This is a genomic window from Dyadobacter koreensis, from assembly GCF_900108855.1.
GTDB classification, from domain to species: Bacteria; Bacteroidota; Bacteroidia; order Cytophagales; family Spirosomataceae; genus Dyadobacter; species Dyadobacter koreensis.
Genome location: NZ_FNXY01000001.1, coordinates 167,659 through 183,157 on the forward strand (window position 1 = coordinate 167,659; position 15,499 = coordinate 183,157).

Sequence of the window (15,499 nt, forward strand, 5' to 3'; positions counted from 1 at the left end):
CTCAGCAATAGACTAGGACTAAAACTCATTCACATCAACTATGATTTCGTTCCAGGACCGAATCAATGAAACTACGGAATTAAATCGAACCTGATCGGGGCTTTCTAATGTTAATATTCCCACAACAGCACGCTCTGTACTCACCAGGTTAATTCCTTGAATATGAACTCCATGCACTGACTTAACCAGTGATGTTATCTGATGCAGACTTAATATTTTGGGATATGTGATTTTTAATTTATATGTGTTTTTCATACTAAAAGTTACTACGAAACTCGTTTAAGTCGATAAAGGTATAAAATTTATTAATATAATACCATTCTGTATCGTAGTTGTTTACTATCACAACAGAGTCCTTGCAGCCGATCCCGGGATTTTTGTCCGCAGTCTTTTGAGCCTTATCGTAACGAAAAGATAATAAATCGCTTTTTTAAAATATAATTGTTCCAGTTCCTAAAAAGTGCATTGTTGGTCCGTCTGATACTGATTCCAGTCCTGAAAATCTCCGCACATCCCTTGAACGATGTATAGTTGAAAAAGTGAGTTTTCTCTGCATCAAACATGAGATAATGCGACAATCTTTAATTTCTTCAGTAAAACACCGATTACTAGAAAGTATATGCCAGTTTTAAGGTGAAGGGCAGTTCTAAGCCCAGATAACTTCGCTGCACCATATTCGGAAAATATTAGGATTGAAGTTTGTAGAATATAATTTGATTTTTTGTCGTACTTTTACTACAAGCCTTCGGGCTGTGAGAAATATTTAGATAAAGGCCTGGGCTTCCGGGCTCTTTATTTTTAGATTCAATAGTATGGCTTACTGCTACAATAATAATTCTGAAACACGGAAAACCTGATCGAAAACGTACAAGTCGTTTCCGTCAGGTTTCCTGGTAAACTGGTTATGATGCCTAATTGCCTGATCACAATTACAGTTTCACAACTCTCATCATTGAAATGACACCGTTAAGGCCTGTAATGCGTGCTACATACGGTCCCGATGGATAGTTTTTCATATCTATGTAGCTATCTAAACTTAGAAAATCCAGCTTTTGCATGTCGTATACTGAGCGTCCTGAAAAATCGATAAGTTGTATACGTTTAATCTGCTCAATGTTATCTACCCGTATCGTTACGCTGCTAACAGTCGGATTTGGATACATAACAAAAGAAATTAACGGCTTCAACTCAATGCTTCGTATGCGACTGTAAGCGAAGGTCTGATCCTTGTCAATCATTTTCAGACGATAATAATTGACTCCCGCTAATGCATTCTGATCTGTAAACACATAGTTGGTCAACACAGAACTTTCTCCTTTTGCCGCCAGGGTACCGATAGAATTCCATTCTTTGCCCGTAGCACTACGTTCAACCTCGAAGCGCTCACTGTTTTCTTCTGAAACTGTACTCCAAGCTACTGATACAAATTTGTCTTCAACCTTTTCGACGTTGAATTTTGTCAGCGTAACCGGAAGCGGAGTCTCGTCCGTATTGACTATATTATTGTGCAACGTTATCGCACCTGCAGTCGTCAGAGCCTTTCCCTGAAAAATGGAGGCTTCTAAGAATTCGATCGCGCCTGCCGCTACAACAGTCCCTAGAAAAGATGATGAAGCTCCTGTCGTAAATGCACCACCGATTTGCCAATAGACATTGGAAACCTGGGCTCCATTAATGAGAACGATGTTTGAAAGGCCAGCAGTAGAAAGTGCACCGTTAATTTTAATAATAAAAATAGCATTCGGATCCAACGCTGCGTCCAGTATCAAATCGCCTGTTAAAGCTGTTTCACCTCCTAAACAATACACACCCGGAGACAAAATCTGACCAGCGCCCAACGGACTCGTCAAGGTAGACGTGCAAGTGATGGCATTAAAAGAATCATAAGCTGCGGAAACTTCAGGAACTGCGGCAGCTGAGACACCATTTGCCACTTCCGATTCTCCAAATAATATGGTTGGATTAAAACCAGAATAAGCGCCGGCATTTGTGCCAATGTTTCCTGTAACTTTCGATGCTCCGACGTTAGTCAGCGCGCCAGCATTGGTAAATAGCACAAAAGATCCTGCTGTAGTGCCGATAGTAGGGATTGTTTGCGCTTGGCTTCTGCTGATTACCAGAGCCAGAATGAGAATAAATAAAACTTGTTTTGAAAAGTTTTTCATAATGAAAGGATTGAATTTGCTTGAGTAAAAGAAAATATTGCGGTAACAGGATGCCTTTAAGCAACACACGACGCTTAGAGAATTCAGTGGATACTATGGCTCGACATCACGGTCTTTAGCGCAAAAGCCTAACCGAGAAACCAAAAAATTAACTAACATTGACAGGAGTCAGTCAGATGAATGCTCTGTGTATGGAAATAATGAAGAACTAATTCAATAGAAGCATCTGGCAGCGAAAAAGAGAGGAGCTAAAATTTAATCAATCAAATTTATACTACAAATATCATGCCAATGAATTATCGTATTGTAGAAATACATGTATAAAATTGAAAGAAATAAGTATGATTTGCCGGGCCCTTCTACTAGAAAATACATTACGTAGCTGGTATCTAAAAACTTTTACAAAACCGAACGTAGCCCGGAGCCATACGGTCCCATTTTTTTCAGGATCTGTTATTAAATCCTGCCTGGATACCGCATTTGCCTCACAGTAATCCGGGCTGCAAGAATTGACCTTCGTAACTGTTTATTATAAAATTGAAACGTTTTCTTCCGGCCTTCTGTATTATCTTCTAAAAATTATGACAGAAGTGAATCAAGTCGCAACACGATCGCTTTAATCAAACCCATTTCTATTTGATTGTCGGTTAAGTCCTGCATTGAGAGCAATGCTCTATACTTTCTCTCCTCGTCAGGCTCAAACAAAACCTTTGCCCCATTAATGTCGAGCTCAATTTTGTGCACGTAACCGCTGATTATCAGCTGTCCCGGAAATTCAAAAGTTTCGCCATTAAAATCTACATCCAGTTCAAAAGTGTTATCCATAAACGTTGATAATTAGTTATATTTCCAAAAAATTCGAATGGTAATAATACACCCTGCACACCTTATTAAGTTCAACGGTTCATAAAATTTATATCACAATGACAAAAGCAGAGCTTATATCCCGCGTTTCAGAAAAGACAGGCATAAGACGAGAAGAAGTTGAAAAAATTATAGAATCACTTTTTCTGACGATAAAAGATTCTATGAGTAATGGAGATAACATTTATTTCCGCGGCTTTGGAAGTTTCGTTAATAAACAAAGAGCTGCCAAAACTGCCAGAAATATTAAACTCAAGGCTACGGTGCTTGTACCGGCTCAGATTATTCCTTATTTCAAACCATCTGATGAATTTGTGAGCCAGGTAAAAGACGCCAATTTCGACGCGTAATCCTGTCAAAAAAGCCACTTAACAAGCAGCATTGGAAGCATGTTCGACACGAATTTGCAAAGAATCGATATTGGAGATAAGTTCTTCGAGTAAAGCCTCGTTTCTGCTTTTTTGATAAAGTAACAGCTGATCTTTGACATTTCGTAAGTCGTCCGCAACCGAGATAAATGAAGGTCTTAACTGTTTTGTTGAGAGAATCAATTCTTCATTATGTCTTTCCAAAAGACATTTGACTGTGTTCAACGCTTTGTTGGATTTTCTCATTTCGAGCAGGTTTACAACATGACGGGCCAATACACGAAGTGCCAATAATTGTTCTTCTGTTAACTCTTTGGTATCATTGTCGATAACACAAAGTGATCCCAGAGGAAATCCATTCCTGTCTACTAATGGAACGCCGGCATAAAATATGACATATGGCTCACCTGTCACAAGAGGATTTTCCGAAAAACGAGGATCCTTTCTGGAATCGGGGACTATAAATATCTCGTTTGGATTTGAAATCGCATGGGAGCAAAAGGCATATTCAATTGGCGTTTCTCTTACCTGCAAGCCACGATTTGACTTAAACCACTGCCGGGTATCGTCCAGTAGACTGATTAGTGAAATGGGTGTTTGACAGATCTCCGACGCAAGTCTTGTAATATCGTCGTATTCCTGCTCAGGTAAAGAGTCCAGAATATCATAACTTTTAATTGCCTCTAATCTTCCACTCTCGTTTTCTCCAGCAAGGTCGTTATGCATTGTAAATGGTGTTTTGTATAGCCCGCACAATTTACGGCATTTACGGTAAAATTTATAACAGCATCCCAATACCAGGTTCGAAAAAGGAAAACTTTCCGGTCAAAAACGATTTAAAAACCGTTAAATAAGTTTTCTTTTCAGATGATAATTGTGTTCGCTAGTTTCGTAGATAAATCAATGTAAAGTTGATTTGTAACGTACAACATCCTCCTCAACGATATGAAATATTATTTAACGTCTTTGAATCAATCATTACCGAGTCATTCGACTGCCTGTCCGGATATTCTCACGCCATTGCCGCTCCTGGCTCAAAAAGTTTCAGATACCGAAATTAATTTGTGCCCTTAAAAAGGCTCATTTATAGCAGGTTTAGAACATTTGCCTCTTTCGCCTGGTACTTTGGCGAGGTAAGGATCATTTCATTTTAGCTGTTGCATATTTTCAACTACTTCCTCCGAGCATCTCATGTGACGGTGGCGAAGCGTACTTGCTGCACTGTTAAAAATAGTGTCCTGACCAGGGCCTCGATGTCAAAGCCATCAAAAGTCAGAATAATACCAATCACCCTCCTCATATATTTCGTTCCATGCAATTAAAATCTACTTTTTTAGTGTTGCTTTTCTGCATACTTGCTTTTACAAAAGCAGCCGCTCAGGCCGACCCGGGCTCTGCCGGAATCACATTTTCCAAGTCTGTATTTCAGGTAAAAGAACAAGGATCGCTCCGTGTGCTTATCGGTAATTATACGGAAGGGATTTCTTCAGGAACTGCGTTAAAACCCTATGATGCTATATTTACAATTACAATACCGTCGCTTTTCAGTGTAACCGGAGAGATCGACTTGAAAGCTGTGCCATTTCCGGTAATTCTTGTCAGCCAGATGATGAATGCCTTTGGCTCTACGATCATTGTGCTAACAGCTCCAAAGGGAATTCCCAAAGGGGCCAATGGGACGGTGATCATTCCGGTCGTGGCAGTTTCCGGTAGTGCCGAGATCCTTTATGCGACAGTGAAGACTGATTTTAATCTGAGTTATCCACCATCCGGAAATATGCTTCCGACAAACGATCTGGCATCTGCACCGGTCGTTGTGGTTTCTCCCCTTCCAGTCATACTGTCATCTTTCAAAGTATATTCGGAAAACTTAAAAGCAAATCTTTTCTGGACGACAACCCAGGAAAAAAATAGTGAACGATTTGACATTGAGCGCAGCCAAGATGGAAAACAGTGGGAACAAATCGGTTCAGTAAGTTCGGCTTTTGAAAGCAGCGAAAAACAAAATTATCGTTTTACAGATTCCAGTCCTAAAGATGGCACAAATTATTACCGGCTGAAAATGGTTGACAAAGACCAGTCTTTTACACATAGTAATATGTGTCAGGCGAATTTTCAAAATATTAGACTGGAAATATATCCGAACCCCGTGGCGGAAACGCTAAATATCCGTCTGGGAAAGTGGTCTGATGTAATCAGTATAGCTTTACTTAGCTCCGATGGTGTTATTCACTACGAATCCGGAAAAACTCTTTCCGAAAAAATTGACGTTAGGGCTTTCAAAAATGGTAGTTACATTTTCAAATTGAAGAAACAGGATAACACTTTTGTGACGCAAAGAATTATGATAGTCAGGTAACGAATCAGCTACCGATAACTTTACGGAAACGATTTACAACGAACAAGTCCTGAAATATAAGACATGCTATTTCAAGACTTGTTTGTTGTAAAACACCTTATTCAAAAAACAATCTACATAATCGAGCGTCGCCCCGAACCAGGGGGTATAAAACATAAAACAATGCGGTGCCTGAGGAAAAGAATGTACTTCTGAATAAATATTAAACGCATCCATCTTTTTGATCATATCATCCCGGCCCGCATGCATTCTGCTGACTGAGCTATTGATGAAAAGAAAAGGTGGCGTATTTTTCCCTGCGTAATTAAGCGGCGAAGCCTGTTGCCACAGCTCGGGTTTTTCTTTTTTAGAATACCCAAACCAGTATGTTGCCGCAGATATTGACTTTGAATCGTCGCCCTCTCCGGATTCAGGATGAATGAAAGCCAGAGTGCCATCGATATCAATGACTGCCTGTACATGGCTGGAAACACCGTTAAACTCATCAGGTTTATCTAAGATTTTGTTTCCGCTGGTCGTTCCAATTAAAGCGGCAAGTTGCCCCCCCGCAGAAAAACCAAGGATAGCAATTTTCGAAGTATCAATATCAAATTTGTCCGCGTTAGCCCTCATCCATCTTACCGCGGTTTTCAGATCATAAACAGCTTGCGGATACAAAGCGTGGGTAGACAAACTGTAACTGACAGGTATGGCGACAAATCCTTTTGCTGCAAGCCTTCTTGCCAATGTATTATTATGCGACCTGTGCCCCGAACGCCATCCACCGCCATGCACCATCAAAACGGCCCCAACAGGATTTTTCGGTTTTAATGCTGGCGCATAAACGTCCAGTGCAAGGTTTTCAGTCGACAGTTTTTTATAAATAATGTTTTTAAAGACCCTAACGCTCTGCGGCATCGAAGAATCGGCCAGTGTCAGCTCCGGAAAATATTTTGTATCATTCCGGTAAGCGCTTTGTACAGAGAAGCTGGTATCGCTAAGCCCGGTTGGCTTGATCTGACTAAAACCAGACGCGCTTTTCAGACCTATTAAAACCGCAATCCATATGCCCTGTTTCATCCTTACTTGTTTTAAAATGTCAGAAAATCATTTCGACGCTTCGACTCTGAACCAATCATAATCAGCATAACCAGAATCGTTTGTCTGGGTATCGCGCGAACAGAAAATACCTACTTTTGCGCCGATCCACCGGCCGGGCTCTGCTTTGAAAGTATCGCCGGTTATTTTGTAATCCTGCCCATCGGTACTATAACTGAATTGGCAAATTCCGTTTTTGCTGACCTGCACACGAAGAAAAATCGGCTCTCCGGTTTTTAGCTTCGCAATTGCTGTCTCTTTTTCTGGCTTATCTTCAGATGCTTTCAAACAAAGAGCCTGCGTAAGCTCAGGTCCATTTTTTGTGCTTTTGATATACAATCCTGCATAACCAAGACCCATGATCACCAAGCCCGTTTTTTCATTTTCAAGCTTTGGATTTGGTGTAAACAGCAACTTCGTTGTTGCCACAAATTCTTCGGCAGGAAATTTCTGCAATAGGATATTAGGCGTACTCCATAAATTTTTTGTTTCCCAGGCTGGCTTATATGAATACAACCTCAGAAAGCCCTTAATGCTCGTGGTAAACCAAATTCCCTTCGGATTTGCCTGCCATTGCCACTGTTTCGCTAAGGTCAGAGAATTAAATTCGTCGGTTTCCTCCGGCGTCTTTAAACCCAGCGACACTCCGATATCTGGCTTTTTATAGGAAAGCACCGGCTGGCCTTTACCATCTCCATCTTTATCTTCGCCAATCACGGGCCAGTCGTTGACCCATTTCATTGGCTGCAGATGTACGACTCTGCCGTATTCATTTTTATCCTGAAAGTGCAAAAACCAGTCCTGAGATTTTCCACCTGCTGTTTTGGTATCTACCCATGCCCCCTGATGCGGACCGTTGATTGGTGAGGAACCCTGATCCATGACCACGCGGCGCTCGTAAGGACCATATACATTTTTCGATCTTAAAACCAATTGCCAGCCGGTGGACACGCCACCCGCCGGTGCGAAAATGTAGTAATAACCATTGCGTTTGTAAAACTTTGGCCCCTCTACTGTCGGATCTGTCAGGTGCCCGTCATAAACCAACGTTCCTTCGTCCAGAACTTTATCACCTGCATCGTTCATCTTTTTCACGGTGAGAATGCTCTTGATTCCGGCGCGGCTGCCTGCCCATCCATGAATGAGATATACATTTCCATCAGAATCCCACAGCGGACACGGATCAATAAGCCCTTTACCCTCTTCTACCAATACCGGCAAACTCCAAGGCCCTGTCGGGCTGCTGGCTTTTGTAAGATAAATTCCAAAATCAGGATCCGGATAGTAGATGTAAAACTCATTTTTATGATAACGGATCGCCGGTGCCCAAACTCCATTACCGTGCTGTGTTTTTTCGAAATGCTCGATCGGAATTTGTCTTTTCAACGCATGGCCTATCAGTTCCCAATTGACAAGATCTTTTGAATGAAGTATAGGAAGTCCGGGAACAGCGTCGAAGCTTGACGCTGTCATATAAAAATCATCACCCACCCTACAAACATCAGGATCTGAATAATCCGCATGTAAAACCGGATTTTTATAAGTTCCGTCGCCCTGATCGGCTACCCATACTTTTGATATATTCTGAGCCAGAACAGCCACTGACGGAGCTAACAGAATTACCGCCAGAATTATTTGTTTCATATGCTTTGATAACTGTCAATGAATTTACTGCATTTTCTATTTGGAGATCACCAGGCTCTTTTCAGCAGCCCCTTTGCTGAATTCAGATTTTTTTCTGGCTTTGGATACATCGGTATGCTCCATTTTAATAGTACCTGTTTTATCACCGGAAACAGATACCAATAATTCGCTGTCAGAATTATATTCAATGCCACTTAAGGTAAGCGCGCTGCTGTTATCGACAAGAATCACCGGATTGGTCTTTTCGGTAATAAATTTTATATTTTTAACTACAATGCCGTCTGAGTCAATAAGCTCGGCTCCCTTATCGGCTTTGAGTACCATATTTTCCATATGAATGTTTTTGACCCGCATTTCAGGAAGGCCGCGAACAAAAATGCCTTTTTTAGCGCCATTGCAAACAATGTTTTCAAAACGCATATTTCTAAAAACCGGCGTACTTTCGCTTACAACCGGACTTTGGTCGCGCACTCCATCAGTTGCAAATTTGACGAAATAATACAGATCGAAGAAAATGGCTTCCTGCGCGATGTCTTTCATAAAAATATTCCGCGCAAAGATGTTTTCCACCACGCCGCCACGGCCTCGTACCGATTTGAAACGAAGCCCCTTGTCAGTTCCCATGAACGTGCAGTTTTCAACAAAAATATTTCTTGCGCCTCCGCTCATTTCACTTCCAACGACAAAGCCACCGTGCCCGTTGTAGACGATATTGTTTCGGATAATGCCATTCTCGGTTGGTATTCCACGCTTTCTGCCTTCCTCATCTTTACCTGATTTAATGCAGATCGCATCATCACCTACATCCAGCACGCAGCCTTCGATCAGAAAATTTTTGCAGGATTCGATATCCATTCCATCGCCGTTATGGGCATATTCCGGATTTTTCACTCTAACATTTTTCAGCGTCAAATCCTGGCACATCAGCGGGTGAAGACACCATGCAGGAGAATTCTGAAAAGTCACTCCTTCGAGTAATATCTTTTTACAATTGGTAAAAACCACCAGATTAGGACGCAGAAAATCTTTCATATCGGCAAAATCCTGTGGTGTTTTTCCTGGCGTGATCAGCATACTTTTGCCCGTCACACTGGCCGTCTTAAACTGTTCGGATGGATACCAGACCGTTCCGTCATCCTTTAATACACCACCGCTGGCCACTTTTTCCTTCCACTGGCTTTCGGTCAGCTGACCTTTGTTGACAGCCCGCCAAACGTCTCCATTCCCGTCCAGCACTCCTTTTCCTGTGATTGCAATATTTTCAAGATTTACTCCCGAAACCGGAGACTGATTTCTCGCTGCCGTTTTACCTTCATAAACCCCTTCTGTTAGTCCATACTGGGATTTGTCTGGTGTAAAAAGCAAAGTTGCCGATTCCTTTAAATGAAGGTTTACGTTGCTTTTCATCTCTATTGGCCCGGTCAACCAAAGACCCGCCGGAACCAAAACCACTCCGCCACCTTTTTTGCTTACCTTTTCAATTGCGTCATTTATAGCCTTGGTATTCAATGTTATGCCGTCAGCTTTTGCACCCAACGAAACGATACTGGTTGTGTCTTTTTTGAAAACCGGCTGCTGGATTTTGGGAAGATTTGTCCAGCTATATGCCGTATTTTGTGCGCTAACGCCAAAAGCATAAAAGCTAAACAAACCGGCCCAAAGTATCTTCTGTTTATAATTCATCGAAGTAAATTCATGTTTAAGAAAAAACGGAAAGAAAATGTGCCGGAGCAGAAATAAAACTGCACCGGCACATGAAACTTAATAACCTGGATTTTGACCGAATTCGCCCTGGTTCAGATCCAGCGCCCGGTTTGGAATAGGCCTGAGTATTTTAAGTGCGCCGCCAACTCCTGCAAAAGGATCAATACCAGAAGTAAACCACTTTTTTACATCTTTGTTATATACTTTGCTGCGCTCGACAAGCGTTCCGGTTCTTTTCAAGTCAAACCAGCGGTGATATTCGCCGACCAGCTCGCGGCCCCGTTCATCCAGAATAAAATTAATACTAACCGCGCTTGGCTGAATACTTAAATCAACCCCTGGCTTTGCCGCACGTTTTCTTACCGTATTGATTCGCTCGGCAGCTAAAGCACTGTTGCCAGATTTGAAATATGCTTCCGCAGCAATCAGATACGTCTCCCCTAACCTGGCAAGAAAGAAATCCCGTGTGCTTGTATTAGCTCCAAACTGAGAATTCGGATCATCAAATTTTTTCACCGAAGGCGTGTAATTATCAAGCACTACAGTGCGACTGGCCTCCCATTCACCAGAGTAAGGATACACGATCGTTTTTTCCCTTCGCGCAGGATCTGCTGCTCGCCATGCAGCGATATCAGCGGGGCTGTTTACCCATTTCGGTGCGTAATAGTACTGAACAACAAGTGAATTACGCTCGGTGCTTTTTGTATAATAATCGTAATAACGCGCATAAAAATTGATCATAAAAGTTGCATCAAAACGTGCATCTTCTTTGGTGAAAAGATCAAAAGTATACATCGTCGGAGTCAGCGCATAAGTACGGTAAGGATAACCGAGAACAGCACCCTGCCCTCCGAAATATGGTCCGAAATAGGCTGCCTGCGTATTACCTCCACTTGTTTCAGTCGGCAAAGATCCTGGCGCAAACTGGATCGAAAACAAGACTTCGTTATTAATATCTTTTCCGGGATAGAAAAGATCTTCAAAGGATATTGTAAGTCCCTGCCCATTAATTGCAGCATCAGCAAGTGCTGCCGCCGTTTTAAAGTCATCCGCGCCGGCATAAGCTTCATAGCCACGCGTCAGATACACTTTTGCCAGCATATGGCGCACAGCTCTTTTTGTCACGCGTCCGAATTCAGCATTGGAAACGGTTTCGGGAACCAGGTCAATGGCCTCTTTCATTTCATTAATCACAAATTCATAGACTACCGAAGCTTCATCTCTTTTAAATACATCCACAGGCTCTGTAAAACGATCTGTTACAATCCCAACCCCGCCGAAAGTCTGTACCGCCAGAAAATAGTAGTAAGCACGGAGAAATTTCATTTCACCTCTCCTTGCATTCAACGTGGCCGTCTGAGCCGTTTTATCGTTGAAATAAATAGCGGTATTGATCAACTGAATTCCTTTGTAAAGACTCGTGTAAAAAGTCAATACTTCGTTGTCATCAGCAATCAGATTTCGGTATTCGCTCAGACCAACCGGCTGCTGCGTGCGTCCTTCTACGTACATATCAGTTCCTGCACAAAATACCCACGGATCCGCATAAACAGATCGCAGGGACGAATAGGCAGCGTTGATCAGCTTTTCATAGCCTTCTGCCGTCGCATAATATTCATCAGATATGATATTAGATTTATTTTCCTCTTTAAGAAAATCGCTGCAGCCGCTCAGAAAAAACAGCGCTAGCACAAATGCGGTTACGTTTGATATTTTCATTTTTATCTCAACGGTTAAAATTTAAGATTCAGACCAAACTGATAAGTTATTGTCGATGGGCCTGTATTGTTGATGTTTCCTGTTGTCGTGTTACTTACGTTCGTGCTGCTCGATGCATCAATACCGCTGGCTGATTCAGGATCAAAACCATCAAATTTTGTCCAGACGAACGGGTTGAGAACATTGACATAAGCTCTCAAATCCTTTATACCAATTTTTTTGACAATACCCGACGGAAGCGTGTAACCCAGCGATATGTTCTGCACTTTTACGAACGAAATGTCCCTGTAGTATCCTACGCCATTCACACCAGCCCAGTATGGCCCGACGTTATTGGGCTGCGGGTAAGTATTTGAGCTTCTTGCCGGTGTGACCTTGTTCACAGGCATGTAGTAGTCGTTGTAGATTTTGTTTGTTCCGCGGTCACTGTAATTAATGAAGTTGCTATGAAAGGCGCTGTACACCTGCATACCCTGACGCGCAAAAAGTGAAGCGGACAGATCAAAACTTTTAAAAGTAACCTGCGTTGAAAATCCACCAGTCCATTTTGGATCTTTTTGCCCGATAATCTGACGATCATCTGAACTGCTTATCTTTCCATCATTATTTAAATCCTTCACTTTTGCCTGTCCTGGAAGCTGACCGTATTTTACAGCGTCTGCGCGTTCACTTTCCTGCCAGATTCCATCAAAAACATAGGTGTAGTTTACGTTGATCGGCTGACCGATAAACCACCAGTTCCCTACCAGATCTTCTTTTTTATCGAGCAGGTTGACGATCGAGTTCTGGTTTCTTGAAAAATTCAAAGAAGTCGTCCAGCTGAAATCTTTTGCTCTGACATTCAGCGTCCGGATCGAAAATTCGATCCCGCGGTTACGAACTGAACCGACGTTATCTTTAATAGAAGACCAGCCCGTTTCCAGCGGGATGTTACGGTTCATCAAAATGCCTTTTGACAGTTTGTTGTAAATATCAATCGTTCCACTTATTCGGTTACGGAAAAAGCCGTAGTCAAGCCCAAGGTCAAACTCTGTTGTCCGCTCCCATGTAAGGCCCGGATTGGGAAGGCGGCTTGGACCGTATCCTAATGCTGTATTTCCGCCAAAATCATAAAATGAAGGGTCAGCCAATGTCATGTTACTTTCGTAGGCACTGATATTGTTATTATTACCTGCAACCCCTGCACTGAAACGAAGTTTCAGATCTGATAACTGGTTTACCTGTTTCAGGAAATCTTCTTCCGACAATTGCCATCCGATTGCTGCCGATGGGAACGTTGACCATTTTTGACCTTCCGCCAGTTTGGAAGATCCATCCCACCGTGTTGCCACTGTAACATAATACTTGTTTTTAAGCACATAATTCAACCTTGCCATGTATGAAAGAATTGAAAACTGGCTAAAAGAACTTGTTGCAGACTGACGATTCGTAGAGGATCCAAGATTATAATAAGATGAATTAAACGGAAGATCGTTCACACGCATCCCATCGCTTTCGTACCGGTTTTTCTGCATACTGTAAAGGCCAGTGAATGTAAAATTATGATCACCAAACGTTTTACGGATAGTTGCGATGTTATCAAAAATATAACTCATAGACTGCTCATTGCCTCTTTCGGCATCGGCCAGAAGTCCTGCGCCTACACCTGTTAGCGAACCCCAGTAACGGCCGTTGCGTTGAAAATTCAAACTCGGCGAGAAAGTCGAACGGATATCAATCCAGCTTACCGGAGAATACTGTAGGAAAATATTTCCTACACCGAAACTACGGCGTGTATTGTTTTCAGAGTTAGGGATTTCCAAAAGCGGATTTACAGTACTTGTATAACTGGAAACAACCGTTGAATTGGGAACTGGGATTTGTCCGGGACGGAACATCAGAGAGCCATCCGGGTTGTATGGACTGAAAAAAGGCGCCATATTAAATGCGTTTCTTACCGCATCATCACTCCCTCTTTCGGTATCTGTCAATGAAAAATTAAAGCTCATTCCGGCAGACCAGTTTTTGCTGATTTTTCCGTCGACGCTCGCTTTAAAATTGTAACGGTCCATCGTTTCGTTCAACAAATTACCGTCTTCACCCTGATAGCCGGCTCCGATCAAATACTGAATCGATCCGTTGTCGCTCATTCCGGAAACTGTCAGCCAATGATTGGACTGCTTACCGTCTTTCAGCACAAGAGCTGGCCAATCTGTGTAGTTGTTCGTATTGATTCTTTCCAACACCACCGGATTTCCCAGCGATCCGATTGTGTTGTCATAATTCTCGCGTCCCGCAATAATTTCCGGGGAAATGAACGTATTCTGCCGGTACTCCCAAAATTCCGGTCCGGTCATAAAATTTGGCAATCGGGCGATTTTCTTTACACCCATATATCCGTCATACGAAATCGTTGCACCGCCCCCTTTAATAGATTTTCCATTTTTAGTAGTAATCAAAATTACCCCGTTCGAACCTCTGGAACCATAGATCGCCGTTGAAGCCGCATCTTTAAGCACGTCCATTTTAGAAATATCCTGTGGATTCAAAAAATTGATATCCGAAACAATTACTCCATCAACAACAAATAAAGGCTGACCGCCCGCAAGCGAATTCTGTCCGCGAATCTGCACTGCAAATCCAGACCCGGCGCGGCCTGAACCTGCCGATATATCCACCCCGGCAATTTGCCCCTGCGCGCCTTGAAGCGGACTGACCGTTCCTCTTTCGGCAATAGAAGCTCCTTCGATACTTCCAACGGCCGTTGCCACTTCGGTCTTACGCTGCGTTCCGTAACCGACTACCACAACTTCTTCAAGCGATTTATCTTCCGGTTGCAGTTTTACCTGAATTTCGCTTTGGTTTGCTGCAACGATTTCCTGCGAAACATAGCCAACGAAGCTAAAAACAAGCGTAGTCTGATCATCACCGATTTCAATTTCATATTTACCGTTCACGTCAGTAAGTGTTCCTTTTTGTGTACCTTTTATCACTACGCTGACGCCGGGTAATGTGGCATCCTTTTCATCGGTAACTACACCAGAAACCTTTCTCACTGCCGAAGCTTTCGGAGCACTTTCTGCGCCCTGGTTTTGACCAGCAACGTTATCCAGCACAATCTGGCCTCCTACTAAACGATAGGTAAGATTCAGGGGAGAGAGAAGCTCCGCGAGTACCTGCCCTAATTTCTTACCGGCAACTGAAATAGAAACGGGCTGATCCACATTGATTCTTTTAGAACTGTACACGATTCTCGCGCCGGTCTGACTTTCGATACTGTTTAAAATCTGCTCGAAACGTTGTTTTTCTGCCTTAATCGTCACCAGACGATCAGTAACTTCCTGCCGGGAAAACGCCTGTGCCTGTATGCTGCCCAAACAGCAGCACAAAACTGCCAGACTAAATAGAATGCCAAAGGCTTTTCTTAGCGGCATAATATTGCGGCAAATTCCCAAAAGTAAAGGTTCTGTTTTTTTCATACCTTTAAAAAGTTTTATTAAATGGTTTTTTGATAAAATGAGCTTGTCTCTGCGTTCCGATTCGCTGTCTTTCGCAGAGCGTTTTCAACCGCTGGTCCATGTTCGCTGCATGGCCAGCTTTTTTTCAGATGAATTGCGCTT

General features: G+C 42.5%; 10 protein-coding genes. 2 read left to right on the forward strand and 8 right to left on the reverse strand.

Annotation, left to right across the window (positions count from 1 at the left end; all coding sequences use genetic code 11):
- Positions 1-929 precede the first annotated feature (929 nt).
- A complete protein-coding gene (locus BMY70_RS00715; protein WP_090330780.1) occupies positions 930-2,165 on the reverse strand; it encodes an ice-binding family protein in 1,236 nt (411 codons plus the stop codon).
- A gap of 579 nt (positions 2,166-2,744) precedes the next feature.
- Positions 2,745-2,990: a hypothetical protein gene (locus BMY70_RS00720; RefSeq protein ID WP_090330783.1), complete on the reverse strand. Its 246-nt coding sequence runs from the start codon at positions 2,988-2,990 to the stop codon at positions 2,745-2,747.
- Between the two features lie 98 nt (positions 2,991-3,088).
- On the opposite strand from BMY70_RS00720, the gene BMY70_RS00725 reads away from it, so the two are divergent.
- The gene (locus BMY70_RS00725; RefSeq protein ID WP_090330784.1) at positions 3,089-3,379 is read left to right on the forward strand and encodes an HU family DNA-binding protein; all 291 of its coding nucleotides are present in this window, start codon (positions 3,089-3,091) and stop codon (positions 3,377-3,379) included.
- Positions 3,380-3,397: 18 nt separating this feature from the next.
- On the opposite strand, the gene BMY70_RS00730 is transcribed toward BMY70_RS00725, so the two are convergent.
- A complete protein-coding gene (locus tag BMY70_RS00730; protein WP_090330786.1) occupies positions 3,398-4,123 on the reverse strand; it encodes a GAF domain-containing protein in 726 nt (241 codons plus the stop codon).
- 586 nt (positions 4,124-4,709) lie between these two features.
- Between BMY70_RS00730 and BMY70_RS00735 the strand changes: the two genes are divergently transcribed.
- Positions 4,710-5,756 carry a T9SS type A sorting domain-containing protein gene (locus BMY70_RS00735; RefSeq protein WP_090330789.1) on the forward strand — a complete coding sequence of 349 codons (1,047 nt, stop codon included), beginning with the start codon at positions 4,710-4,712 and terminating at the stop codon, positions 5,754-5,756.
- A 66-nt stretch (positions 5,757-5,822) separates the two neighbouring features.
- Here BMY70_RS00735 and BMY70_RS00740 read toward each other — a convergent pair whose 3' ends face one another.
- From BMY70_RS00740 to BMY70_RS00760, 5 genes are all read right to left on the reverse strand, one after another.
- The gene (locus BMY70_RS00740) at positions 5,823-6,815 is read right to left on the reverse strand and encodes an alpha/beta hydrolase (protein ID WP_090330792.1); all 993 of its coding nucleotides are present in this window, start codon (positions 6,813-6,815) and stop codon (positions 5,823-5,825) included.
- 27 nt (positions 6,816-6,842) lie between these two features.
- Complete coding sequence (locus BMY70_RS00745; RefSeq protein WP_090330796.1) at positions 6,843-8,477, reverse strand: glycoside hydrolase family 43 protein; 1,635 nt, start codon at positions 8,475-8,477, stop codon at positions 6,843-6,845.
- Between the two features lie 36 nt (positions 8,478-8,513).
- Positions 8,514-10,160 carry a glycoside hydrolase family 28 protein gene (locus BMY70_RS00750; protein ID WP_090330798.1) on the reverse strand — a complete coding sequence of 549 codons (1,647 nt, stop codon included), beginning with the start codon at positions 10,158-10,160 and terminating at the stop codon, positions 8,514-8,516.
- 78 nt (positions 10,161-10,238) lie between these two features.
- Positions 10,239-11,900 (reverse strand): RagB/SusD family nutrient uptake outer membrane protein, encoded by a 1,662-nt coding sequence (locus BMY70_RS00755; protein WP_090330801.1) that lies wholly within the window; start codon positions 11,898-11,900, stop codon positions 10,239-10,241.
- A gap of 14 nt (positions 11,901-11,914) precedes the next feature.
- Positions 11,915-15,358 carry a TonB-dependent receptor gene (locus BMY70_RS00760; RefSeq protein WP_090330803.1) on the reverse strand — a complete coding sequence of 1,148 codons (3,444 nt, stop codon included), beginning with the start codon at positions 15,356-15,358 and terminating at the stop codon, positions 11,915-11,917.
- Positions 15,359-15,499: the final 141 nt, after the last annotated feature.

What these genes read in the sequence shown, in the direction of transcription:
- BMY70_RS00715 (WP_090330780.1), bottom strand. Translation starts at nt 2,165, where the DNA reads ATGAAAAACTTTTCAAAACAAGTTTTATTTATTCTCATTCTGGCTCTG.
- BMY70_RS00720 (WP_090330783.1), bottom strand. Translation starts at nt 2,990, where the DNA reads ATGGATAACACTTTTGAACTGGATGTAGATTTTAATGGCGAAACTTTT.
- BMY70_RS00725 (WP_090330784.1), top strand. Translation starts at nt 3,089, where the DNA reads ATGACAAAAGCAGAGCTTATATCCCGCGTTTCAGAAAAGACAGGCATA.
- BMY70_RS00730 (WP_090330786.1), bottom strand. Translation starts at nt 4,123, where the DNA reads ATGCATAACGACCTTGCTGGAGAAAACGAGAGTGGAAGATTAGAGGCA.
- BMY70_RS00735 (WP_090330789.1), top strand. Translation starts at nt 4,710, where the DNA reads ATGCAATTAAAATCTACTTTTTTAGTGTTGCTTTTCTGCATACTTGCT.
- BMY70_RS00740 (WP_090330792.1), bottom strand. Translation starts at nt 6,815, where the DNA reads ATGAAACAGGGCATATGGATTGCGGTTTTAATAGGTCTGAAAAGCGCG.
- BMY70_RS00745 (WP_090330796.1), bottom strand. Translation starts at nt 8,477, where the DNA reads ATGAAACAAATAATTCTGGCGGTAATTCTGTTAGCTCCGTCAGTGGCT.
- BMY70_RS00750 (WP_090330798.1), bottom strand. Translation starts at nt 10,160, where the DNA reads ATGAATTATAAACAGAAGATACTTTGGGCCGGTTTGTTTAGCTTTTAT.
- BMY70_RS00755 (WP_090330801.1), bottom strand. Translation starts at nt 11,900, where the DNA reads ATGAAAATATCAAACGTAACCGCATTTGTGCTAGCGCTGTTTTTTCTG.
- BMY70_RS00760 (WP_090330803.1), bottom strand. Translation starts at nt 15,358, where the DNA reads ATGAAAAAAACAGAACCTTTACTTTTGGGAATTTGCCGCAATATTATG.